Here is a 23117-nt window from a genome sequence, read left to right as displayed (position 1 = left end):
CCTGCCTATATTTACAACTATTTGACTGCTACTTTCCCTGCGCCATTCAATACAAACACTTTCCCGAGCGGATCAGCGGGAATGGATTTCAACTGACCAGCATCAACAAGTTCAGCCAGCGAGCTTGGTGCCCTCCCGGTCTTTTCGCGATAAGTAGCTACGGCCGATGCCAGCAGCTTCATTGCATACAGGCGATCCAACCGTGCCTGCAATGTCCGCTTCATGTCCTCTTGTCGAGTTTGATCTCGCATTGCTGTGACGACCGCGATGGCTGAATCAAATTGGTCCGATTTTTCCACCCATTTCGCGGCAATGTTTGTCAGTGCACGCCGATTGACTCCCTCGGATCGCTCGGCTGCAACTCGCAAATCGGCAGCTGCATCCAGATATTTCTGCTCGAAATAGTACTGATTGAAGCCATGAAAAAACATGGGTAATGGATCATTCCAGCGTGCAACACCTGCACGCATCAGCACACGTTGCGCCGTAGCATATTCGCCGTTCCACGACAAAATGGCAGCCGCAGTATAGTAGTTGTCCTCGTTGAACGAATTGAGCAAACTGGCATTCTCTTGCACGACGGCAAGGCTACGCAACGTTGCCTTATCCAAGCTTTGCGTTCCCACCGTTACCGCCCGGAACACCTCGTAATTGGCAGCTAGATATCGGTCTCCCGCAAAGGCGAAAATGCTCAGAGCCGGTGGGAGCGCGAAATTTAACGTCGTTTCGACCCGTTCCCGGGGTTGCTGGCGCGCCAATGAGCCAGTGAACACATAGACGAGCAATGCGACCAGCAATCCCTTCCATAGGTGCAGGCGCGTCATTCTGCTCCTCCCACCGCAATACTCCGATCCAGCAAGATGATTGCATCCGCAACTGCATCAGACCAATTACCCGGCTCTTTCTGAAACACGACCGAAACCGATGAATAAACCCGATGTGGTTTGGCGGCTAATCCCCACCGCCAATCGCTTGCAGCCCCCTGAAGCAAAATTGCCGGCACGCCCAGCGAACCAGCGAGATGAACGACAGCGGTATCAACCGAAATCAGCACGTCCAGTTTTGACAACGCATAAGTGGTGTCAGTCAGATCTTCCAGGCAAACAGCCAGATTGTGAGGCCAGATTTCCCTTGGCAAGGAAAAAACCTGATTTGATGCATCATCCTTTTGCAAGGAAAAAACAGCTAAATCCTGACGCGCCAGCAATGGAGCAAACTCCGAAACCTCACAACTGCGCCAATGATCGTGGTTATGAGCGGGGTTGCCGGCCCAGACCAGACCGATCCGTGGCTTGTTACCGGCCTCAGCCAATATTTCGTCTATTGCAGATATTGCCTCTCGCTCGCTCTTTGTATTTAGCCTGACAAGCAGCTCATCATCCGGCTCAAGCAGCCCCGTCAACGCCGGAAAACTCATCGATTCGCAATAAACATCAGCGACAGGCAGATGCTCGTGTGCAGCCGACTTGGAAACGACTTGCGGAAAATAGCGCCGCATATAGTTGACCAGTTTATCGGGGCACACCCAGACGACCTGTTCACGCAGCGGCAAATAATAGCGCATGAACTGAAGGGTATCGCCCAGCCCTTGTTCGGCGTAAACCAGCAATGTTCGTCCAGCCAGATCACTGCCATCCCAACGTGGCAAACCGTGTCCCGGAGAGAAGCGATCCAGCTTGTCCGCATCGGGAGAACGCAACCGTGCTTCGTAGCCCAGCCAGGCAGAGCGATCACCAGTGCTAGCCAAATTGGCCATGGCTTCGGCCACTTCAAGTTCTAGATCGTTCGGAAATTCACGGCGTCCTTCGGCAAGCGCGGCTTTCAGCTGTTGTGCATCTCCTTGCACCTGGGCCAGGCGAATCCGCATCCATATAGAGGCCACCGCATGCGGATGTACCACCTGCACACGCTGGATGCATTCTGCAACTCGATCAAACTGACGAAGCGCAAGTCGTGTGTAGCAAACCAGACCCAACAGATCGAGATTCTCACCGCCGGCCAGCTCCAGCGCCCGCTCCAACGCAACCAACGCCGTAGCCCACGATCTGGACTGGAATAGAGCCCATCCAACCGCATGCCATGCTCTTTTCGAATCCGGATAATAGGCACACGCACGCTGCAGCAATTCCACAGCAAGTTCGAATTGTCGATCCCTTGTAGCGGCCATTCCCGCAGTCAGCAATGCCCCCAGATCACGCGGGTTATCCCGCAAGTGGGCAGACAGATACGAAATCGAACGAGCATAGTCACGACAGCGATTTGCAATCAGGCCAAGCAGTTTGTTCGCACCCGCCGGAATACCCTCCACAAACCGGTTCAGTAGTTCGCCAGCTTCAGGCAAGTCCGGATAGTCACAATCCATCAATGCATGCGATGCAGCACGGACTTGGAGTTGATCGCCGTCGAGCAGCGCAAAAAGGTCAGTGTTTATTCCGTTGACGCGGGCATCGACATAAGCGGCCAGATCTGAATGGTTAATCCGTAGTGTGTGCCTCAGCGTTTCTGGCATCGAAACGAGTGCATCTGCTCCCGCATATTGGGCGACTTGCTGTGCTGCAACTGCACGAGATACCGGGTCAGCGATTGCGAGCTCGTCGCTGACCATAGCCGGACACGAGCAAATGGCCTGATTTTCCGCTGAACGGTTTTCGAGTTCGGCTCTCAATGCCTTATCCATCGCCTCGTAAGTCGAAGCCCATGTCGCATCGGCGGACTGCCGGAACAGCCGCATGCTCGGGTACCACGGCGTGAGCTCATTTTCTTTTTCCCAGCGCCAGTCCGAATACGCAGGAACAAACATCCAGACCGGGCGATGCATTGCTCCGGCTAGATGAGCAACGGATGTATCAACGGAAATCAGCAGATCGAGATTTTCAAGAATGGCCGCGGTATCACCGAAATCAGCAATCTCAGGACCAAGATCGTGGACATGGAACCACGGCGGCAACGTCGCAATTTCTCGCTCGGGGCCACCTTTTTGCACACTGAAGTACTGCACGCCCGGAATCCGGGCAAGGAACGACCATTGCGCCAATGACATCGAACGATTCATATCGTTGACATGCTTCTTGTTGCCCGCCCAGACCAGACCGATTTTTATGCCACTGAACCCGCCCAGCCTCTCTTTCCATTGGGCAGATTTTTGCGAATTTGGAAACACATATGGTTCGTCAGCGGCAACATCAATCCGGTCTTGGCAGAAAATTTTACCAAGGCTCAGCAAGGGAATTTGATAGTCAAACCGCAACTCTCTTTCATCAATATCCATCGATATGGCGTCATCCCCCTGTCGCAACAGTTCGAGAATGTCGGTATAACTGGCAAAAACAACCTTGGCCCCGCGTTGCTGCATCAACGGAAAAAACCGCATGAATTGCAACACGTCACCTGCACCCTGCTCGCTATGAACGAGTACTGTGCCTTGTTCAACTCCCGTCCACACCGGGAGGTCCGATTTTATGGCCTTTACAAGTCCGCCCTCCCTGTTGCGCCACTCGAATTCTGACCACGCCTCTTGATAGCGCCTTTGCTGGAACAAGCAAATTGCGTGATTGAAATGTACCTTGGCATCGTCCGGCTTATTTTCCAAATGCCGCTTGTAAAGCCTAATCGCCAGATCGATTTCATTCTGATGTTCAGCACAAAATGCCGAATAGATTGGATGATCGACGAGGTAATCGTTTAACGAGGTTTCAAGCGACTGTGCTGCCCGCTGCAACCTAAATTTCGCTAGAGCCGTCAGCTGCTGCGCTCTCACCTCACAGGTTTGATTATTGTGACGGCCCTGCCAGCGCTCGGCCACATCGAACGCTTCAAGGCAGCGAAACTGATACTGCAAGGCAGCAAACCACGTCGCATAGAGTAGCGGTTCATGACTACCGAATACATTCGCGGTCTTGAAGTGTTCGGCAGCGCTTTGGTATTCACCACAGCCATGCAGCGCCAGCCCCATTTGCAGGTACAGCGCAGGCGTATGCTCTCCTATATCCAGTGCCTTACGGAATTGCTCGACCGCCAAATAGAAATCGTTCCGGCCATAATATGCGAGGCCCAAATTGATAAGTGTATGATAATGATTTGGAGCAATTTCAAGCCCTCGTTGTAGCATTTCAATGCTTTCATCGAGTTCGCCCGCCTGCAGCAGGCAGATCCCGTAAAAATAGAGTAATTCGGGAGAGGGTTGATCAAGCTGTAGCGCCGATCGATAAAGAATGATCGCCCGATCAAGCTCACCCTCGACATGGTGAGCGTGGGCTTGGGAGAATGCTAAATTGGCCATTTCGGTCATATATCATTACCGGATCAATTGAATTCGCGACGACTGAAAAGCAATGCAGCAAGACCCAAGGAAAAAGCAGAATACGCTACAACGACAACGATATTCACGGCCAAGTCCGGATAGTTGATCGGTGCCCGATAAAGTACGCTTGCCCTCACATCCAGTCGCCCTAGATCCGGAATAAGCCACGCGATCATATTAACCAACGGCATGAACACCGGTGCAATATCAGCGGCTTCACCTTGTTTATCGGCCAGCAGCGCAAGCACCGACCCGTAACTGCGCGCAATAACAGCAAATGTGATACCCAGCATCATCGGCAACAGCGCGCTAGTTGCTAGACTGCTGAGCAGGAACACAAATGCAAGCACGCACGCGATATCCAGCCAGATCAATAGCATATTGCCGAAATAGGTAAGCTGCATATCAACCTGAAATGCCTGATGGTAGCCATTGCCAGCCAGCGTCACCAACAGCAGCAATGACAACCCCATAAAAAAAACCGCCAAGCCGGCCATCGCCACGACACCGAAATAGCGCCCCAGCAAGTAGGACATGCGTTCGACTGGATAGGCCAGAGAAAAATAAACCGTTCGCCGGTCGATTTCTCGACCAAGCAACTCCTGGACCCAGAACACCGCCATCAACAGCACAGTAATACGGATACCAGAGATACCAACATCTAAAGTGATCGTTTGTGGTGAGCGCCCGGAGAAATTGCTCGCCATATAGGCGAAAATCAGCAACAGTAGGGCTAGAATAGAAATAGAACGGAAACTGTGGCTGCGCACGCAGGCTCGCCAGCTAGCAAGCAGGTGTTGATACATTTCGTCAAATACCTTCTCAATCTTTAAATTACAAACTATCGCTCGCTTCAAATCTCACGGAATTATCAGAACCAATAATTTACCGCCACGGCATACGCCCCCGTACTTTATATAAAGAAAGCATGCGGCAAATAGCACATTAATTTATGTCAAGAAAAGAAATGGGCAGCCCAAGGCGGGGAATTCCTGAACATCATGTGAAATCCATCAGAAAAACTGCCAAATTTGAATCCGCATTTATTAGCCAGCCTCTCAAGGCTGTTTTTTGTGTACAGGCTGATATGGCCGTTTCTTGGCGAGGCGTACCACCAATCTAGGCGCTTGTTGTCAGAAATATGCCCATCGGAAACTAGCGTAGAGAAGAGAATGACTCCATCATCGGAAACAAGCTGGCTGATGTTGTCCATCAATGCATTGGGGTCTGGCACGTGCTCAAACACTTCGAATGCGGTAATAAGATCGTACCGTCCAATGGTATCTACGGCAATATTCCGGGTTACGTAAGGATCAAACGTGCTCGAATTCCATCCCTTTTCTTTCAACAACCCCGACAGCAATCCATTTCCGCCACCGTAATCAAGGTGTTTGATATGAATAGGGAAGTCTTTGAACATAGATTGGAGTATGGATGCGTTGGCAGTCGGCCGCGCTTCTACGTAATCAGGATCAATCGAAATATAGTCAGAATTATATATATGCCGATCAAACTCTGGCATCGACCACGAGCAGATTTCCGGGCAAAAGCAGTAGCCGCACTCGCTGCAGCGGACATAATAAACCGGCCGGCCAGACAGCTTCAGAAACTTGCCCCTCGCTTCTTCGCATGATTTATTGAAATCGACAACATCCAGCAGCGCGCAGGATGAGGCGCATATCGGGCAGTCCATTTTTTCGTCCATCAGTCTCCCCTACTAATAACTAATACGCTCATCCGATCGTCTAGAACGGGCTTGGTGCCCTACGACAGGCAGGCTGTCTAGCCTATCGAATATGCCAAAAGCCCGGCAGGCAAGAGCCTGGCGGGCTTTGGGGCTACCGGCTATAAAATCCGGACGAATTAGCAACCTGCAGTGATCGTTGCAGTTAGGCTGGCAGCCGGGTTTGCTATGCTGGTGCTCTCACACGCCTTGACCGCACCACCGTTGCTGGAGCCACCAAACGTGTGCATGCCTTTGGAGTTGCCGGATTTGACGCCGACGGCAGTCGTATCCCCATCGTACGACATGGCAACATTGGCCGACACGTTCAGTTTGAACGCCTCGGCGACATAACCACCAGCGGCGCTGGACGCTACGCTAACAGTTTGTGCGGTCGCCGCTGACGTAACCGCAGTAGCCGCAGCAAAAACACTCGACGTCATCGAAATTGCAACGACACCACCAGCAAGCAGTGCAGCCTTCACTTTGTTATCCATCGCTATTCTCCAGAGTTACTGTTGGTTGGACGCCACGAAGGCAGTCAGGGCATTCTTGGCATCGGCTTGCGCGGCCTTGTCATTGCCCTTTTTCTGGTATTCCGAGAATTGCGGAATCGCAATTGCGGCCAAGATACCGATGATCGCAACCACGATCATCAGCTCGATCAGGGTAAAACCTTTTTGAAGCTTTTTCATTGAATGCTCCTCAATCCTCAAGAGTTAGGGCTCGGGGCCAACCACTCAGCCATCCAGCGCGCCTTACCGAATTTCAAAAGCAAAACACATGCCAGCCTAGTTAAAAACCTCGGAATGCACCATTGCAGCGCTCAGAAAACTTCGGGCATCTGACTGCGCGGCCTTGTCGTTCGCCCTCATCTGATATTCAGCAAACTGTGGTATCGCAATCGCCGCAAGTATCCCGATGATCGCAACCACGATCATCAGCTCTATCAGGGTAAATCCGCGTTGCAGCGGCATTGTCTGGCACTCCGTGTACTGGCATGGCATAAGTAGGCAAGGAGCGTGCCAGCCGCGAAAAGTTTGGATGAACGGGTGGAGTTTGGTAAACTAGGCGCCAGTTTGCCGTTGTAGCTCAGTCGGTAGAGCAACTGATTCGTAATCAGTAGGTCGAGTGTTCGATTCACTTCAACGGCACCAGGTACAGGAAAGGCCCGCAGCGATGCGGGCCTTTTGCTTTGCTGGCGTCCCAAGCGCGTCAGCAAGTGACCAAAAACGTCACCTTACTGACGCCGAGCGTCGCGGTAAGCCCTGTTGCTGCGATGCCAGACGACAAAGCCCGCATCTGCGGGCTTTGTTATGTGCGGCGTTTGCAGCAATCAGGCCGGCAGCCCGGCCGGCTTCTGGCCGGTGAGCAGGTAGTCCACCAGTTCCTTCACCGGGCGGATGGCGCTGCCGAAGGGCAGGTTTTCCGAGCCGCGGAAGAACAGGCCCTGGTTGACCTCGCCGCGCACGGCGGCGGCAAGCTTCAGGTCGATGCAGAACTGGCCGATCTTGGCGAGGCCGTCGCGGAAGCCGCAGACCGACAGGCAGTTCAGCGCCTGGGTGCAGCGGCGCGGGTCGGCCTTGGCGTTGGCCTGGGCCTTGGCTTCCATCTTCAAATACTTGGCGAGCCACGGCGTTTTGACCGCGCGCGCCGGCAGGCCGGCGACCGACATGAATTCGACCACGTCGGTTTTCTGCGCACCGGCGAGCACGTTCTTGAAGTTGATGTGCGCATCGCCTTCCTCGGTCACGGCGAAAGCGGTGCCGAGCTGGACGGCGTTGGCGCCGCAGCCCAAGAGGTGCGCGACCTTGGCGTGGCTGTTGATGCCGCCGGCGACGATCAGCGGAATCGGCGCGATGTCCAGCTTGGCAAACAGCTCGTGGGTCTCGGCCAGCACGCGTTCGAACTCGAACTTTTCGTCATGCACACCTTCGATCGTCGCCGCGCCGAGGTGGCCGCCGGCATGGGCCGGGTGCTCGATGACGATGGCGTCGGGCAGCTTGCCCTTTTTCATCCAGCGCTTGAGCACGACATTGATGCCGCGGCTGTCCGACAGGATGGGGATCAGCGCCACATGCGGAAAATCGGCGGTCATTTCAGGCAGGTCGAGTGGCAGGCCGGCGCCCATGACGATGGCGTCGGCGCCGGATTCGCACGCCTGGCGCACGTAGCGGGCGTGGATGTCGACGGCCTTCATCACGTTGACGGCAATCATGCCGCGCCCCTGCGCGCAGTCCTTGGCCATGCGGATTTCACGGTCGAGCGCGGTCAGGTTCAGCGCGTCGAGCGTGGCCTGATCCTTGGTCGCTTCGCTCTGCGCCAACAGATCCGGGTGGTGGTGACGCAGGTCGACCGAGGCAATCGTGCCGACGGCGCCCTCAGAGGCGACCGCGCCGGCGAGCCTGTGCGCCGAGACGCCGACGCCCATGCCGCCCTGGACGATGGGCAAGAGCGTCTTGCCCTTGATGATCAGCGGTTTGAAATGATGTGCAAGCATGCCGGTATCCTGTTTGGGTACGTTGGGGCATGGCCCCTTTATGAGTGGTGCCAGTCTGACCTGCCCCCCCATTGCCGACCTTGATCTACGTCAAGGCGTTTAGGACAGGGACATGCGATGGCACGATTCACATCGTCGCGCCCAAGAAAAACCGGCCCTCGGGCCGGTTTTCCGTTGCGTTGCTGCGACGTTCAGGCGAGATCGAAGCGATCGGCGTTCATCACCTTGGCCCACGCGGCGACGAAGTCGCGGACGAACTGCGGCTGCGCGTCGCCCGATGCGTAGACCTCGGCCAGCGCGCGCAACTGCGAGTTGGAACCGAACACCAGATCGACACGTGTCGCGGTCCACTTCGACGTGCCGGTCTTGCGATCGCGGCCTTCGAACACCTCGGCGGCGTCCGACACCGGCGTCCACACCGTGCTCATGTCGAGCAGGTTGACGAAGAAGTCGTTGCTCAGCGTCCCGGCTTGCCCGGTGAACACACCATGCTTGCTGTCGCCGACGTTGGCACCGAGCACGCGCAGGCCGCCGATCAGCACGGTCATCTCCGGCGCGGTCAGCGTCAGCAACTGCGCCTTGTCGATCAGCAGTTCCTCGGCCGAGACGCTGTAGCGATCCTTGAGGTAGTTGCGGAAACCGTCGGCCACCGGCTCCAGCGGCGCGAAGTTGGCGACGTCGGTCTGTTCCTGCGACGCATCCGCGCGGCCCGGCGAGAACGGCACCGTGACGCTGTGGCCGGCATGCTTCGCCGCCTGTTCGACCCCGGCACAGCCGGCCAGCACGATCAGGTCGGCGAGCGACAGCTGCTTGCCGCCGGACTGCGCGGCGTTGAATGCCTGCCGGATGCCTTCCAGCGTCTTGAGCACCGTCGCCAGCTGTGCCGGCTGGTTGACCGCCCAGTCCTTCTGCGGTGCCAGCCGGATGCGTGCGCCGTTGGCGCCGCCGCGCATGTCCGAGCCACGGAACGTCGACGCCGATGCCCATGCGGTCGAGACCAGTTGCGACACCGAGAGCCCCGACGCCAGCACCTTGGCCTTGAGCGCCGCGACGTCGGCATCGTCGATCAGCGGGTGATCGACCTTTGGTACCGGGTCCTGCCACAGCAGTTCCTCGGCCGGCACTTCCGGGCCGAGATAGCGGGCGCGCGGCCCCATGTCGCGGTGGGTGAGCTTGAACCAGGCGCGGGCAAAGGCGTCGGCAAACTCGTCCGGGTGTTCCATGAAGCGGCGGGAGATCTTCTCGTAGGCCGGATCGAAACGCAGTGACAGATCGGTGGTCAGCATCGTCGGCACGCGTTTCTTGGACGGATCGTACGGGTCCGGAATCGTCGCACCGGCGCCCTTGGCCACCCACTGATGCGCGCCGGCCGGACTCTTGCTCAGTTCCCATTCATAGCCGAACAGGTTCCAGAAGAAGTTGTTGCTCCATTTGGTCGGCGTCGTCGTCCAGACGACTTCCAGACCGCTGCCGATGGCGTCGGCACCCAGGCCGCTGCCAAAGCTGTTGTCCCAGCCCAGACCTTGCGCCTCGATGGCCGCCGCTTCGGGCTCGGCGCCGACGTGCGACGCTGGCCCGGCGCCGTGGGTCTTGCCGAAGGTATGGCCACCGGCGATCAGCGCGACGGTTTCCTCGTCGTCCATCGCCATCCGCGCGAAGGTTTCACGGATGTCCCGCGCCGCCGCAACCGGGTCCGGATTGCCGTTCGGGCCTTCCGGGTTCACGTAGATCAGGCCCATCTGCACCGCACCGAGCGGGTTTTCCAGATCGCGCTCGCCGGAGTAACGCTTGTCGTCGAGCCAGGTTTTCTCGGCGCCCCAGTAGATGTCCTCGTCCGGCTCCCATACGTCGGCCCGGCCGCCGCCGAAACCGAAGGTCTTGAAGCCCATCGTTTCCAGCGCCACATTGCCGGCGAGGATCATCAGATCGGCCCACGAGATCTGCTTGCCGTATTTCTGCTTGATCGGCCACAGCAGCCGGCGCGCCTTGTCGAGGTTGACGTTGTCGGGCCAGCTGTTCAGCGGCGCGAAGCGCTGGGTGCCGTGGCCGGCGCCGCCGCGGCCGTCACCGACGCGATAGGTACCGGCACTGTGCCAGGCCATCCGGACCATCAGGCCGCCGTAATGGCCGTAGTCGGCGGGCCACCAGTCCTGCGAATCGGTCATCAGTGCCGCGAGATCCTGCTTCAGCGCCTGGTAGTCGAGCCGCTTGAAGGCTTCGGCGTAGTTGAACGCCGGGTCCATCGGGTCGGACAGCGACGAGTGCTGGTGCAGGATGCCGAGGTTGAGCTGATTGGGCCACCAGTCGCGGTTCGACGGGCCGCCGGTGCCCAGCCGGGTCTGCGCACCATGCATGACCGGACACTTGCCTTGGGTGTTGACGCTGCTAGTCATCTTCATTTCTCCAACATTGCACTGATGGAATGAACGCCGCCAAGCGCAACCAGGCCCCAGCCATGGGAGTGCTCGCGGTTTGAACTACGTCAGATCGCCGATCGAGCGGCTGCCCGCTGCCGGGTCATGCGCCCCGCTGATCGGCGCGGGCCGATGACCGGAGACGGCCGGGCCTGTGCGGCGGCTGGAACGGCCGCACCGGCCATCGTCGGCCTTCCTGGTAAAGGACCTGACCTGCCGCGCAGGATCGGGAAAGCCGCCGGTACCTTCAGTACCAGCCGCTGTAGTGGGCCCAGAAATCCGCCCAGTCGGCCCATTGTTTCATCGTGCGCTCCTTGCGGTGGCGTGTCCGTGATTATTGTCAAACGCAATTACATATTGAAATTGAATATTTGTTCACTATGAATAGTCGCGGACTATCTCCTGTTTGTTAGTCGATCCGGCTGGCGCGGACAAGCACCGGCAACAGGTATGATGGCTTCCCCCGGCCCGGACTCCCGACTGCTCGATGCGCCCTCACCCCCTTCTCGCACGACTGTTGCCGGGTCTGCCCGAGCTGATGAACTACCCGCGCCGGCACTGGCGCGCCGACCTCCAGGCCGGGCTGTCGGTTGCCGCCGTGGCGCTGCCGGTCGGCGTCGCCTACGCGCAGCTCGCCGGCTTCAGCCCCATCGTCGGGCTGTACAGCACCATCCTGCCGATGATCGTTTACGCGCTGATGGGCTCGTCGCGCCAGCTCGTCGTCGGCCCCGATGCGGCGACCTGCGCGATGATCGCCGCGACGCTGACGCCGCTGGCCGTGCCCGGCAGCGAGGAATACATGGGGCTGGCGGTGTCGCTGACGCTGATGGCCGGGCTGTTCTGCATGCTCGCCAGCCGCTTCCGGCTCGGTTTTCTGGCCGACTTCCTCTCGCGCCCCATCCTCGCCGGCCTGCTCAACGGCGTGGCGATCAACATCATCATCGGCCAGCTCGGCAAGATCTCGGGGCTGACGCTGGCCGGCAAGGACGTGATCGGCCAGCTGCTGTCGCTGCTCGAACAGCTCGGCCGCATCCACGCACCGACCTTGGCGCTGTCGCTGGCGACGATCGCCGTCTACTTCGGCGTCAAGTACCGGATGCCGCGCGGGCCGGCTGCGCTGGTCGCGATGGCCGGCGCCACGCTGGCGTCGGGGCTGTTCGCCTTATCGCAATACGGCGTCGCCATCGTCGGCGCTCTGCCGTCGGGCCTGCCACGGCTGGTGTGGCCGTCGCTGCCGCACGAGGCGCTCGGCACGCTGGTGCCGGCGGCGGCCGCGCTGGCGCTGATCTCGTTCAGCAGCGCCATGCTCACCGGCCGCAGCTTCGCCGCCAAGAACGGCTACGACATCGACGCCAATCGTGAATTCCTCGCCCTCGGCGCTGCCGACGTCGCCGCCGCCTTGAGTCAGGGTTTCGCGATCAGCGGCGCCGACTCGCGCACCGCGGTCAACGATGCCGCCGGCGGCCAGACGCGGATGGTGTCGATCGTCGGCGCGCTGGCGCTGGCCCTGGTGCTGCTGGTCCTGACCGCGCCGCTGGCGGTGCTGCCGATCGCCGCGCTCGGCGCCATCCTGATCGCCTCGGCGATCGGGCTGATGGACGTGCGCGGGCTGATGGCGCTGCGCCGCTATAGCCGGGCCGAATTCAATATCGCGCTGGCCACGCTGATCGGCGTCGTCGTCGTCGGGGTGATGCCGGGCATTCTGCTCGCGGTCGGGCTGGCGCTGCTGCGCTTCCTCGCCCAGGTGGCCCGGCCGAGCGACCAGTTGTTCGGCCGCATCGGCGACAACGACGGTTTCTACGAGCTGGCGCACTATCCGGACGCCAGATCGGTACCCGGCCTGCTGATCTATCGCTTCGAATCGCCACTGACCTTCTTCAACGCCGACTTCTTTCGTCAGCGGCTGCAAACGCTGGTCGACGAGCAGTCGCCGCGCTGGGTCGTCATCGACGCGGTGTCGATCGGCGATGTCGACCTGACCGGGGCAATGGCGGTGCGCGAGCTGCAGAAGAAGCTGGCCGAGCGCGGCATCGTGCTGGCGCTGGCCGGCCGCACCGCGCAGATGCTCGAATGGCTGCGGACGCGCGGCATCGCGGTGGAGAGCACTGGCATCCGTTTCTATCCGTCGCGGCATGCGGCGCTGGCGGCATATCGCGCCGAAACGGGATGCAGCGCCTGATCAGGCGTTGCGGATGCTAAAGCGGGCAAACCGCTGCGCCAGCGACGCCGCCATCGTGGCGGACGGGTAAGCGGCCGGTAGCGGATTGCTGCCCAGCAGCGCCGACTGGCAACCCTGCGGCCGGTAGCGCTGCAAGGCGTAATCCCGCACGCCAAGCCCGGCCAGCGTATCCCCCAGCGCCAGCAGCGCCGCCTCGTCGTGCAGCTGCGGGTGGATCGTCGTCCGGCATTCGAACGCGACAGCCGATTCGATCAGCTGCTGCAAGGACGAGCGTGCCGGGTCGCCGCTGTTCGGCACCAGCGTCACCTGCGGGTAATCGGCAAAGCCGGTCTTGACGTCGAAACCGACCCAGTCGAGATACGGCAGGCAGTGCGCCAGCCGCGCCGGATAGGCGCCGCCGGTGTGCAGCGCGGCCTTGAAGCCCATCGCCTTCACGTCGCGCAGCATCGCCGGCAGGTGCTTTTCGGCCAGCGGCTCGCCGCCGCAGAACACCACCGCATCCAAGAGGCCGCGCCGCTGCTCGAGCCAGACGAGCAGCTCGGCCCAGACCGGCACGCCGGGCAGCTGCTTGCGTTGCTGCAGATGCGGGTTGTGGCAGTAATGGCAGCGCCACGGGCAGCCGGACAGGAAGACCACGCACGCCAGTTCGCCCGGGTAATCGCAGCTCGAAAACGGCACAAACCCGCCGATCTTCGGCGGGTTTGGCAGATCGCGGGTCTGATGCGCGATCCGCGCTACAGCCTCAGCCACGGCCCGGCTCGTTGAAGAAGGTCCGCTCGGCAAACTCGCCCTGCTTGCCGGTGTTGAAACTCGTCACCGGGCGGTGATAGCCCATCACCCGCGTCCACACTTCGCAGCGGGTGCGTTCTTCATCGCGCAGTTGCACGTCGGCGGTGGCGAGCCGGGTCTGGATGGCAAGATCGGTCATGTTTTTTCCTGGGGATTATTGAGTGGCCGCCGGAGCAGGCCGCACGTGGTTCAGTCGCAGCAGGCTGCGGTCTTCTTGGCGATCAGCTCGGCATCGCACTTCGGGCAGAATTCGTGGTGGCCGGCGAGATAGCCGTGGGTCGGGCAGACCGAAAACGTCGGCGTCACCGTCAGGTACGGCAGGCGGAAGGTCGACAGCGATTTTTTCACCAGCGCCTTGCACGCCGCCGCGCTCGACACCGCCTCGTTCATATACAGATGCAGCACGGTGCCGCCGGTGTACTTGCGTTGCAGCTCGTCCTGACGCGACAGCGCTTCGAACGGATCGTCGGTGAAGCCAACAGGCAGCTGGCTCGAGTTGGTGTAGTAAGGCTGTTCGGACGTACCGGCCTGAATGATGTCCGGATAGCGCTTCCTGTCTTCGCGGGCGAAGCGGTAGGTCGTGCCTTCGGCCGGCGTCGCTTCGAGGTTGTACAGGTGGCCGGTTTCCTCCTGGAACTCGGTCATCCGCGCGCGGATGTGGTCGAGCAGCTTCACCGCCATCGCATGGCCGCGCGGATCGGTGATGTCGAAGGCGTCGCCGCTGAAGTTGCGGATCATCTCGTTGACGCCGTTGACCCCCAGCGTGCTGAAGTGGTTGCGCAAGGTACCGAGGTAGCGCTTGGTGTACGGATACAGGCCGTTGTCGATCAGCCGCTGGATCACCTTGCGCTTGAGTTCGAGCGAGGTCTTGCCGATGTCCATCAGCGTATCGACGCGAGCAAACAGCGCGGCCTCGTCGCCACGGAATTCATGGCCCAGGCGGGCGCAGTTGATCGTCACCACGCCGAGCGAGCCGGTCTGCTCGGCGCTGCCAAACAGCCCGTTGCCGCGCTTCAACAGTTCGCGCAGGTCGAGCTGCAGCCGGCAGCACATCGAGCGCACCATATTCGGCTGCAGCTCGGAATTGAGGAAGTTCTGGAAGTAAGGCAGACCGTACTTGGCGGTCATCTCGAACAGCAGTTCGGTGTTCGGGTGGTCCCAGTCGAAGTCCGGCGTGATGTTGTAGGTCGGGATCGGGAAGGTGAACGCGCGGCCCTTGGCGTCGCCCTCCATCATCACTTCGATATAGGCGCGGTTGATCATTTCCATCTCGGCCTGCAGCTCGCCGTAGGCGAACGGCATCTCGACGCCGCCGATATAGGGGATCTGCTCCTTCAGGTCGTCGGGGCAGACCCAGTCGAAGGTCAGGTTGGTGAACGGCGTCTGCGTACCCCAGCGGCTCGGCACGTTGAGGTTGTAGATCAGCTCCTGGATGTGCTGCTTGACCTCGGCGTAGCTCAGGTCGTCGACGTGGATGAAGGGCGCCATATAGGTATCGAACGACGAGAACGCCTGCGCACCGGCCCATTCGTTCTGCAAGGTGCCGAGAAAATTGACGATCTGGCCGACGGCACTACCCATGTGCTTCGGCGGCGTCGCCTCGACCTTGCCCGGCACGCCGTTGAAGCCTTCGGTCAGCAGCCGGCGCAGGCTCCAGCCGGCGCAGTAGCCGGCGAGCATGTCCAGATCGTGGACGTGGATCGCGCCCGAGCGGTGCGCCTCGCCGACTTCGGGCGGGTAGACGTGGTTGAGCCAGTAGTTGGCGATCACCTTGCCGCTGGTGTTGAGGATCAGCCCGCCGAGGCTGTAGCCCTGGTTGGCGTTGGCGTTGACGCGCCAGTCCGAGCGGTCGAGGTATTCGTTGATGCTGGCGCCGACGTCGACGACGGTGCGGGTGTCGGCGCGCAACCGTGAATGCGCTTCGCGATAGGCGATGTAGGCACGCGCAGTCTTCAGGTGGTCGCAAACGAGCAGCGTTTCCTCGACCGCATCCTGGATCGCCTCGATCGCCGGCGTCGTTCCGGCCGGCAGGCGCTTGAGCACGGTCCCCGACAGCGCCTGCGCCCAGTCGGCGTCGAATTCGCCGCTGGCGCGGCCGGCCGCAGCGATCGCCAGGGCAATCTTGTCGGCATCGAAAGCAACGATGCGACCGTCGCGCTTGATCACGTACTGGGGTGTGGTAGTCATCGGGCCTATCAACTTTCTATCAACAATTTATCAACATATGGTGGATATGCTGGGAACGGACACAATATATTGTGTTCAACCGGCGCTCGCCGTCCCAAATCGGCGGTGCTTGACCCAGGTCAAACCGCCACCGGACCCGGCTTGCCGACAACGGCCAAATCGCCGAGACACGCCCGCGATCGGCGTATGCTGTGTGACTAATGCCGGACGCGCCCGACGCGACCTCGCTAGAATGTAATCGGCCGTTCTGGACTACACGCTGGATACCCCATGGATACTCAAGTCATCCGCATTCACCGGCACGGCGATCCCGACGTGCTGCAGCTGGAAACCGTCACGCTGGCAGCGCCCGGCGCTGGCGAGGTGCTGATCCGCCAGACCGCGATCGGCGTCAATTTCATCGATACCTACCACCGCAGCGGGCTGTATCCGCTGGCGATGCCGACCGGCCTCGGTCAGGAGGCGTGCGGCGTGGTCGAGGCCGTCGGTGACGGCGTGAAGGAATTCCGTCCGGGCGACCGCGTTGCCTACGCCGGCGGCGCGCCGGGCGCATATGCGCAGCACCGCATCGTGCCGGCCGCCAAGCTGGTGCCGGTGCCCGAGGCGATCAGCGACGACGTCGCCGCCGGCACGCTACTGCGTGGCATGACCGCGCAATACCTGTTGAAACGCACTTTCCCGGTCAAGGCCGGCATGACGGTGCTGATCCACGCCGCCGCCGGCGGCGTCGGCCAGATCGCCTGCCAATGGGCGCGCGCGCTCGGCGCGACGGTGATCGGCACTGCTGGCGGCGTTGAAAAATGCGCGCTGGCGAGCCGCTGGTGCGACCACGTCATCGACTACCGGGTCGACGACTTCGCCGCCCGGGTGCGCGAAATCACCGCCGGTGCCGGTGTGCCGGTGGTGTACGACGGCGTCGGCGCGGAAACCTTCGACGGCTCGCTCGACAGCCTCAGCCCGCGCGGCATGCTGGTGTCGTTCGGCAATGCCTCGGGCGCGGTGCCGCCATTCTCGCCGAACCTGCTGGCGCAGAAAGGCTCGCTGTTCCTGACCCGGCCGACGCTGGGCCACTACACCGCCACGCGTGAGGAGCTGCTCGACACCGCCGAGGACTACTTCACCGCCGTGGCCCGCGGCCATGTGCTGGCCGACATCGGCCAGCGCTTCGCCCTCGCCGACGCGGCCCTGGCGCACCGCGAGCTCGAAGCGCGCCGCACCATCGGCTCGACGCTGCTGGTACCCTGAACGATGCCACCGGTCCACCTCGTTTACCTGCACGGATTCCTCTCCAGCCCCTTTTCGCAGAAGGCACAGGACACCGCGGTCTGGATGGCCGAACAGCGGCTGGCCGACTATTTCCACTGCCCGCAACTGCCGATGGCGCCACAGGCTGCCTGCGACGCGATCGACGCCTCGATCGCCCGGCTGCGCGGCGCACCGTTCTGCCTGATCGGCAGCTCGCTCGGCGGCTATCTCGCGACCTGGGCGGCCGAAGAATTCGGGACCCGCGCCATCCTCATCAACCCGGCGGTCAAGCCGTACGAGCTGCTGAACAAGCACCTCGGTCCGCAACGCAACTACCAGACCGGCGAGTATCACGTGATCGACGCGTCGTTTGCGCCTACGCTGAAATCGCTCGAACGCGGCATCAGCGATCCGCGCCGCTACTGGCTGCTGGCGCAAACCGGCGACGAGGTGCTCGATTACCGCGAAGCGGTCGACAAATACGCCGGCTGCCGTCAAACCGTCATCGACGGCGGTGACCATGGCTTTCAAAACTACCCGGACTGGCTGCCCGCCATCTGGGACTTTGCACAAGGACAAGCATGACTACACCGCAATCGGGCATCCTGCCGCTCGCCTCGTCCCACGCCTATTTCGTCCTGCTGCGCCGCCGTCTGGGCCGGCGCATCGATGCCAAGAGCCGTGAATGTCTGGCGACCTTGCAGGCCCGGCTGGCGGCGCAGGATTGCCTCGGTGTCGTCGCCTTCGGCGCCGATGCGTTCGGCGACGTGTTCGACGGCCCGCGCCCGGCCGAATTGCGCGCGTTCCCACGCATTCCCGGCGCCGTGCACGCCGCGCCGGCCAGCGACGCCGACGTGCTGATCCATCTGCGCGGCGAACACCAGGACCGCTTGTTCGATCTGGCCGATGCCTGCGTCGACGCCCTGTCGGGCTGGCTCGAACCGGTCGAAAACGTCACCGCCTTCCGCCGCGCCGAGGGCCGCGACCTGACCGGCTTCGTCGACGGCACCGAAAATCCGGACGCCGACGAGCGCCCGGCCGTCGCGCTCGTGGCCGACGGTGACTGGGCCGGCGGCAGTTACATCCATACGCAGCGCTATGTGCACCGGCTCGACGCTTGGCAGAAGCTGCCGGTCAAGCAGCAGGAAGCCGTGATGGGCCGGACCCGCGATGATGACGAGGAACTCGACGACGACGACAAACCGGCAACCGCGCACATCAGCCGCGTGGTGATCGAGGAAAACGGCGAGGAACTGGCGATCCTGCGCCATTCGCTGCCCTACGGCACACCGGGTGGCGAACGCGGGCTGTACTTCGCCAGCTACTGCCATACGCCGACGATTTTCGAAAGAATGCTGGCGCGGATGATCTCGCCGACCAGCGACGGCCGCGTCGATCACCTGCTCAATTACACCCGTGCGGTCAGCGGTGGCGCGTTCTTTGCGCCGAGCAAGGAAAAGCTCGCCACGCTGGTTTGACGCCGGTGCAGCCACGAACATGAAAAAACCCTCGCATCGCGAGGGTTTTTTGCTAGCGGCTCAGAACAGGCGCTCGGCGTACAGCGGCAGCGGGAACACCGGCTGCCATGCCGCCTTGCCGTGTCTGGCCAGATCATCCGGGCTGCGCTCGCAGATCCCCGCCAGCGCCGGCCAGAATCGATCATTGCCGCTCGCCAGCCGCGCCACCTCGCTCGCCAGGCAGAACATCGGCCGTTCGGCGACGCGTGCCGCCAGCGCCGCCGGATCGGCATTGCGCCCCTTGAGCCCGCCGGTCTTGATGAAGACCGGCACCTCGCCCCGCGCGCGATACTGCGCCGGGGTCAGCTTGAAGGCGAAACGGAAATCGCCGTTGGCAGCGCCGGTGGTGCGGAAGTAGCCGGCGTCGAACACGCCCTTGCGGTAGAACACCGCCGTCAGCGAGGGCTTGTGATCGCCGACGACGATCACCGTCAGCGGCCGCTTGCGCTTCTTCGCGCGTTTTTCGAGGTCGGCGACGAACTTCTGCATCTCGGCGACGGCGGCGCCGAGCCGGTTGCGGTAGTCGGTTTCGCCATTGTCGCTGCTGCGGTACGCACCGTGGGTCATCACCGTCACCAGGAACATGAACTGTTTCTGCTTCGCCGGCTGCCGCGCGTAGACCTCGAGCGCGCGCTGGTACAGCAAGGCGTCGGACGGCCAGGTCCGCGTGTGCCAGGCCATGGTTTCGACAAAATGCTGCTCGTCGAAACCGAAATGCTTGTAGACCGTATCGCGCTTCCAGAACGAGCCATAGAAGTTGTGGATGCCGGTGGTGTGATAGCCGGCGGCGCGGAAGCGCGACACCAGCGATTCGGCGCCGTCGCGATAATCGGGGCCGAAGTTCTGGTAATCGACGCCAGGCAGCACCTGCGACGACAGGCCGGCAAGCAGCTCGAACTCGGCCTCGGACGTCCCGCCGCCATAAACCGGGCTGATCGCGGTCGACTCGGTGAAGCCCAGCCTGGTCAGTTCGGCGATCGGCGTGCGGAAGCGGTCGTCGGTGGTGGTGAAGCACGCTTCGCACAGGATCAGCGCGACATCGGGCTCGGGCGCCGGATCGAGCGGGGCCGGCGTGCTGTCGTAGAACGCATGCGGGCCACGTTTCGGCAACTTGATGCTCTCGGCGGTGAAGTACAGATGGGCGAAGATGCCGTTCTGCTTGGCGTTCTCGTTGAAGTTGTACGACAGGTAATGGGCGTTGAAGCCCTCGCTCAGCACCGTGTTCACCGCCTTGCCGGCGGAGCCGGAATCGGCCAGCCGCAAGCCGAGCATCGCCGGCAGCACGAGCCCGGCCGCCAGGCGCCAGTACGAGAACCGCGGCCGCTTCCACACCCCGATGCCCAGCGCGATGACGAACAGCGTCGCAAACGCCGCCATTTCCCAGCCGAGATAGCTAGACAGCGACGCGCCTTGCGACACCTCCAGGACGTCGCGCGCGACCAGCGTTTCGCCGGTCAGCGACTCCTTGGCCCAGTTGGCGTGGGTCAGGAAGCCCTCGAGGCCGATGACGACGCCGACCGACGCCCAGCGGTTGAGCACGATGGCGAATGTCAGATAGACCAGCAGCGAGAACAGCAAACGCGCCGGTGAGAACGCGCTGTCGATCAGCAGCCGGCCAGCCAGCAGCAGCGCATACGGCCCTGCCAGGGCCGCCAGTTTGAATCCCCAGTGCCGAAGTCGTGCTACTTGCATGTGCTTTCCCGCGATCGCCCGCCAAGGCGATGTATTACCCGCCCTGTGGCGGCCAAACGCAAAAAAGCCAGTCTTTCGACTGGCTTCTTTGGTGAAACTGGTGGGCTGTGAGTGGCTCGAACACTCGACCTACGGATTAAGAGTCCGCTGCTCTACCAACTGAGCTAACAGCCCGAGAGCGGCAACTATATAGATTCAATTGCCAGCTTGTCAAGGTTTGGATGGTGGGTCGTGCGGGACTCGAACCTGCGACCTACGGATTAAAAGTCCGCTGCTCTACCAACTGAGCTAACGACCCTTCCAAAACAAGACGCGCATCTTAATCGGCGAACGCGACCCTTGTCAACCCTGCTGCATCAGGAATGATTCGCCCGTCGACGAAAATGCCGCGGCAATATGCCGCTGTATGGCAATACTCACATCGGGCTACACTTTTACGCTTCCGATCCCCCCTTCGAGGAGTCATCCGTGCGTCTACTTCACACCATGCTGCGTGTCGGCGATCTCGATCGCGCCCTGGCCTTCTATACCGATGTGCTCGGCATGCGGCTGCTGCGCCGCCAGGATTATCCGGAAGGCCGCTTCACGCTCGCCTTCGTCGGTTACGGCGATGAAACCGACACCGCCGTGATCGAACTCACGCATAACTGGGATACCGCCGCGTACGAACTCGGGAACGCTTACGGGCATATCGCGATCCAAACCGATGACATCGTCGCGACCTGTGAGGCCGTACGCCTCAAGGGCGGCAAGGTCGTACGCGAACCGGGACCGATGAAGCACGGCACCACCGTGATCGCCTTTGTCGAGGACCCGGACGGCTACAAGATCGAGTTCATCCAGAAGCACACCCAGTAACGCGGCCCGCGGCCGCACTCACCGACCGGACGACATGAAACGACTCCTCCCCCTGCTGCTGGCGGTACTGCCGGCGCTGGCGCACGCTGCCGATTTCGACGGCGCCCAGCTCGGCCTCGCCTGGACCCTGCCCTTTGTCGGCATCCTGCTGTCGATCGCGCTGTTTCCGCTGCTGGCGCCGCATTTCTGGCATTCGCACTTCGGCAAGATTTCGGCGTTCTGGGCGCTGGCCTTCCTGATTCCGTTTGGCGCCACCTTCGGTGTTGGTACGGCCGGCGGCGTGATCGCGCATGCGCTGATCGACGAATACATCCCCTTCATCCTGCTGCTGTTCGCGCTGTACACCGTCTCGGGCGGCATCCTCGTCTGGGGCAATCTGCACGGCTCGCCCAAGGTCAACACCGCCATCCTGGCGCTGGGCACCGTCTGCGCGTCGATCATGGGCACCACCGGCGCGGCGATGCTGCTGATCCGCCCGCTGCTGAAGGCCAACGACAACCGCAAGCACAATGTCCATGTGGTCGTGTTCTTCATCTTCCTGGTCGCCAATATCGGCGGCGGGCTGACGCCGATCGGCGATCCGCCGCTCTTCCTCGGCTTCCTCAAGGGCATCAGCTTCTTCTGGACGCTCGAACACATGCTGCCGCTGGTGGCGCTGAATTCGGCGATCCTGCTGACGCTGTTCTACTTCATCGACCGCTACTTCTACAGCAAGGAAGACGAGATCAAGGCCGTCGATCCGACACCGGATTCGGGGATCAAGCTGTTCGGCAAGTTCAACTTCGTGCTGATCGCCGCCGTCGTTGCTGCAGTGGTGATGTCGGGCGTGTGGAAGCCGGGCATCGATTTCCACGTACTCGGCACCGAAGTCGGCCTGCAGGACATCACCCGCGACGTGCTGCTGATCGTCATCGCGCTGGTGTCGCTGAAGTTCACGCCAAAGCAGGTACGCGCCGGCAATGACTTCAACTGGGATCCCATCCTCGAAGTCGCCAAGCTCTTCGTCGGCATCTTCCTGGCGATGGCGCCGGCGATTGCGATCCTGCGCGCCGGCGAGGCCGGCCAACTGGCGTCGCTGGTCCGCGTGGTCAGCGATTCGGGCGGTGCGCCGATCGATTCGATGTACTTCTGGATGACCGGCATTCTGTCGAGCTTCCTCGACAACGCGCCGACCTATCTGGTGTTCTTCAACCTCGCCCACGGCGATGCGGCGCACATGATGGGGCCGATGGCGTCGACCTTGCTGGCCATCTCGGCCGGCGCGGTGTTCATGGGCGCAATGACCTATATCGGCAACGCGCCGAACTTCATGGTCAAGGCGGTCGCCGAGGACCGCGGCGTGAAGATGCCGAGCTTCTTCGGCTATATGGCGTGGTCGACCGCGATCCTGCTGCCGTGCTTCGTGATCACCTCGCTGCTGTTCTTCCACTACTGATCCCACCCCTGCTGAAAGACCCGCCAGCCTTGCTGGCGGGTACTTTTCACTGTCTCCGATATTCCACTGAACTTAGCGGTTTTCCCAATTGTCATTACATGACAAACGGAAGAGGCTCCTGACGCCCGCCCTCCGGGTGCCGATGGACGTGTGAATCGCTACGGCACCGACCTTTGACCTCGGTCATAGGGCGGTCAGGCGGGCTGCATATACTTGTTTGCAACCGTTGGCACCGGTCCATGGTGTGCCAACGCTCCATTTCTATCCGCATAAGAGGT

Annotated in this window: 18 protein-coding genes, 3 tRNA genes and 1 pseudogene; 7 read left to right on the top strand and 15 right to left on the bottom strand. The window is 61.2% G+C overall.

The window, feature by feature from the left end; translation table 11 throughout:
• Positions 1-17 precede the first annotated feature (17 nt).
• The 7 genes and pseudogenes from R0382_RS06405 to R0382_RS06375 form a co-directional block, all read right to left on the bottom strand.
• Positions 18-824 (bottom strand): hypothetical protein, encoded by an 807-nt coding sequence (locus tag R0382_RS06405; RefSeq protein WP_432723356.1) that lies wholly within the window; start codon positions 822-824, stop codon positions 18-20.
• A complete protein-coding gene (locus R0382_RS06400; RefSeq protein ID WP_432723355.1) occupies positions 821-4288 on the bottom strand; it encodes a tetratricopeptide repeat protein in 3468 nt (1155 codons plus the stop codon). The genes R0382_RS06405 and R0382_RS06400 overlap by 4 nt, the downstream gene beginning before the upstream one ends.
• Positions 4289-4302: 14 nt before the next feature.
• Entirely contained in the window at positions 4303-5106 is an 804-nt protein-coding gene (locus tag R0382_RS06395) for a hypothetical protein (protein ID WP_432723353.1), read from the bottom strand.
• A gap of 149 nt (positions 5107-5255) precedes the next feature.
• On the bottom strand, positions 5256-6005 hold the full coding sequence (locus tag R0382_RS06390; RefSeq protein WP_432723351.1) for a class I SAM-dependent methyltransferase: 750 nt from the start codon (positions 6003-6005) through the stop codon (positions 5256-5258).
• A gap of 158 nt (positions 6006-6163) precedes the next feature.
• Entirely contained in the window at positions 6164-6520 is a 357-nt protein-coding gene (locus tag R0382_RS06385) for a hypothetical protein (RefSeq protein WP_432723349.1), read from the bottom strand.
• Positions 6521-6630: 110 nt separating this feature from the next.
• Positions 6631-6718 (bottom strand): annotated as a pseudogene (locus tag R0382_RS06380) (prepilin-type N-terminal cleavage/methylation domain-containing protein); the annotation flags it as partial.
• 96 nt (positions 6719-6814) lie between these two features.
• Positions 6815-7000 (bottom strand): prepilin-type N-terminal cleavage/methylation domain-containing protein, encoded by a 186-nt coding sequence (locus tag R0382_RS06375; RefSeq protein ID WP_432723347.1) that lies wholly within the window; start codon positions 6998-7000, stop codon positions 6815-6817.
• A gap of 104 nt (positions 7001-7104) precedes the next feature.
• Between R0382_RS06375 and R0382_RS06370 the strand changes: the two genes are divergently transcribed.
• A tRNA-Thr gene (locus R0382_RS06370) sits at positions 7105-7180 on the top strand.
• Between the two features lie 179 nt (positions 7181-7359).
• Here R0382_RS06370 and R0382_RS06365 read toward each other — a convergent pair.
• The gene (locus tag R0382_RS06365) at positions 7360-8523 is read right to left on the bottom strand and encodes an NAD(P)H-dependent flavin oxidoreductase (RefSeq protein ID WP_432723345.1); all 1164 of its coding nucleotides are present in this window, start codon (positions 8521-8523) and stop codon (positions 7360-7362) included.
• 191 nt (positions 8524-8714) lie between these two features.
• Complete coding sequence (gene katG / locus R0382_RS06360) at positions 8715-10916, bottom strand: catalase/peroxidase HPI (protein ID WP_432723344.1); 2202 nt, start codon at positions 10914-10916, stop codon at positions 8715-8717.
• 508 nt (positions 10917-11424) lie between these two features.
• Here katG and R0382_RS06355 point away from each other — a divergent pair.
• On the top strand, positions 11425-13116 hold the full coding sequence (locus tag R0382_RS06355; RefSeq protein WP_432723343.1) for a SulP family inorganic anion transporter: 1692 nt from the start codon (positions 11425-11427) through the stop codon (positions 13114-13116).
• Here the strand turns inward: R0382_RS06355 and R0382_RS06350 are convergent, their stop codons facing one another.
• From R0382_RS06350 to R0382_RS06340, 3 genes are read right to left on the bottom strand one after another with little or no spacing between them, the layout of a single operon-like run.
• Positions 13117-13866 carry an anaerobic ribonucleoside-triphosphate reductase activating protein gene (locus R0382_RS06350; protein WP_432723341.1) on the bottom strand — a complete coding sequence of 250 codons (750 nt, stop codon included), beginning with the start codon at positions 13864-13866 and terminating at the stop codon, positions 13117-13119. It abuts the gene before it with no gap.
• The gene (gene nrdD / locus R0382_RS06345; RefSeq protein ID WP_432723339.1) at positions 13859-14044 is read right to left on the bottom strand and encodes an anaerobic ribonucleoside-triphosphate reductase; all 186 of its coding nucleotides are present in this window, start codon (positions 14042-14044) and stop codon (positions 13859-13861) included. The genes R0382_RS06350 and nrdD overlap by 8 nt, the downstream gene beginning before the upstream one ends.
• A gap of 50 nt (positions 14045-14094) precedes the next feature.
• Complete coding sequence (locus R0382_RS06340; protein WP_432723337.1) at positions 14095-16092, bottom strand: ribonucleoside triphosphate reductase; 1998 nt, start codon at positions 16090-16092, stop codon at positions 14095-14097.
• Positions 16093-16362: 270 nt separating this feature from the next.
• On the opposite strand from R0382_RS06340, the gene R0382_RS06335 reads away from it, so the two are divergent.
• The 3 genes from R0382_RS06335 to R0382_RS06325 are packed head-to-tail and all read left to right on the top strand — an operon-like array spanning position 16363 to position 18815.
• Positions 16363-17337: a quinone oxidoreductase family protein gene (locus R0382_RS06335; RefSeq protein WP_432723335.1), complete on the top strand. Its 975-nt coding sequence runs from the start codon at positions 16363-16365 to the stop codon at positions 17335-17337.
• A gap of 3 nt (positions 17338-17340) precedes the next feature.
• The gene (locus R0382_RS06330; RefSeq protein WP_432723334.1) at positions 17341-17922 is read left to right on the top strand and encodes a YqiA/YcfP family alpha/beta fold hydrolase; all 582 of its coding nucleotides are present in this window, start codon (positions 17341-17343) and stop codon (positions 17920-17922) included.
• Positions 17919-18815: a Dyp-type peroxidase gene (locus R0382_RS06325; RefSeq protein WP_432723332.1), complete on the top strand. Its 897-nt coding sequence runs from the start codon at positions 17919-17921 to the stop codon at positions 18813-18815. The genes R0382_RS06330 and R0382_RS06325 overlap by 4 nt, the downstream gene beginning before the upstream one ends.
• Before the next feature lie 60 nt (positions 18816-18875).
• Here R0382_RS06325 and R0382_RS06320 read toward each other — a convergent pair whose 3' ends face one another.
• From R0382_RS06320 to R0382_RS06310, 3 genes are all read right to left on the bottom strand, one after another.
• Positions 18876-20546 carry an LTA synthase family protein gene (locus R0382_RS06320; protein ID WP_432723330.1) on the bottom strand — a complete coding sequence of 557 codons (1671 nt, stop codon included), beginning with the start codon at positions 20544-20546 and terminating at the stop codon, positions 18876-18878.
• Between the two features lie 98 nt (positions 20547-20644).
• Positions 20645-20720 (bottom strand) — tRNA-Lys (locus R0382_RS06315).
• Between the two features lie 48 nt (positions 20721-20768).
• Positions 20769-20844, bottom strand: a tRNA-Lys gene (locus R0382_RS06310).
• A gap of 170 nt (positions 20845-21014) precedes the next feature.
• On the opposite strand from R0382_RS06310, the gene gloA reads away from it, so the two are divergent.
• Entirely contained in the window at positions 21015-21404 is a 390-nt protein-coding gene (gene gloA / locus R0382_RS06305) for a lactoylglutathione lyase (RefSeq protein WP_432723328.1), read from the top strand.
• Between the two features lie 34 nt (positions 21405-21438).
• Entirely contained in the window at positions 21439-22839 is a 1401-nt protein-coding gene (locus R0382_RS06300) for a sodium:proton antiporter (RefSeq protein WP_432723326.1), read from the top strand.
• Positions 22840-23117: the final 278 nt, after the last annotated feature.

It is taken from the genome of Jeongeupia wiesaeckerbachi (assembly GCF_050916355.1).
GTDB classification, from domain to species: domain Bacteria; phylum Pseudomonadota; class Gammaproteobacteria; order Burkholderiales; family Chitinibacteraceae; genus Jeongeupia; species Jeongeupia wiesaeckerbachi.
This window is presented reverse-complemented; position numbering and strand designations above follow the sequence as displayed.

Bases quoted from the DNA above. Each gene is read 5' to 3' on its own strand.
- R0382_RS06400 (WP_432723355.1), bottom strand. From the start codon at position 4,288: ATGACCGAAATGGCCAATTTAGCATTCTCCCAAGCCCACGCTCACCAT.
- R0382_RS06325 (WP_432723332.1), top strand. From the start codon at position 17,919: ATGACTACACCGCAATCGGGCATCCTGCCGCTCGCCTCGTCCCACGCC.
- R0382_RS06405 (WP_432723356.1), bottom strand. From the start codon at position 824: ATGACGCGCCTGCACCTATGGAAGGGATTGCTGGTCGCATTGCTCGTC.
- R0382_RS06320 (WP_432723330.1), bottom strand. From the start codon at position 20,546: ATGCAAGTAGCACGACTTCGGCACTGGGGATTCAAACTGGCGGCCCTG.
- R0382_RS06390 (WP_432723351.1), bottom strand. From the start codon at position 6,005: ATGGACGAAAAAATGGACTGCCCGATATGCGCCTCATCCTGCGCGCTG.
- R0382_RS06330 (WP_432723334.1), top strand. From the start codon at position 17,341: ATGCCACCGGTCCACCTCGTTTACCTGCACGGATTCCTCTCCAGCCCC.
- R0382_RS06300 (WP_432723326.1), top strand. From the start codon at position 21,439: ATGAAACGACTCCTCCCCCTGCTGCTGGCGGTACTGCCGGCGCTGGCG.
- R0382_RS06395 (WP_432723353.1), bottom strand. From the start codon at position 5,106: ATGTATCAACACCTGCTTGCTAGCTGGCGAGCCTGCGTGCGCAGCCAC.
- R0382_RS06335 (WP_432723335.1), top strand. From the start codon at position 16,363: ATGGATACTCAAGTCATCCGCATTCACCGGCACGGCGATCCCGACGTG.
- nrdD (WP_432723339.1), bottom strand. From the start codon at position 14,044: ATGACCGATCTTGCCATCCAGACCCGGCTCGCCACCGCCGACGTGCAA.
- katG (WP_432723344.1), bottom strand. From the start codon at position 10,916: ATGACTAGCAGCGTCAACACCCAAGGCAAGTGTCCGGTCATGCATGGT.
- R0382_RS06375 (WP_432723347.1), bottom strand. From the start codon at position 7,000: ATGCCGCTGCAACGCGGATTTACCCTGATAGAGCTGATGATCGTGGTT.
- R0382_RS06365 (WP_432723345.1), bottom strand. From the start codon at position 8,523: ATGCTTGCACATCATTTCAAACCGCTGATCATCAAGGGCAAGACGCTC.
- R0382_RS06385 (WP_432723349.1), bottom strand. From the start codon at position 6,520: ATGGATAACAAAGTGAAGGCTGCACTGCTTGCTGGTGGTGTCGTTGCA.
- R0382_RS06355 (WP_432723343.1), top strand. From the start codon at position 11,425: ATGCGCCCTCACCCCCTTCTCGCACGACTGTTGCCGGGTCTGCCCGAG.
- R0382_RS06340 (WP_432723337.1), bottom strand. From the start codon at position 16,092: ATGACTACCACACCCCAGTACGTGATCAAGCGCGACGGTCGCATCGTT.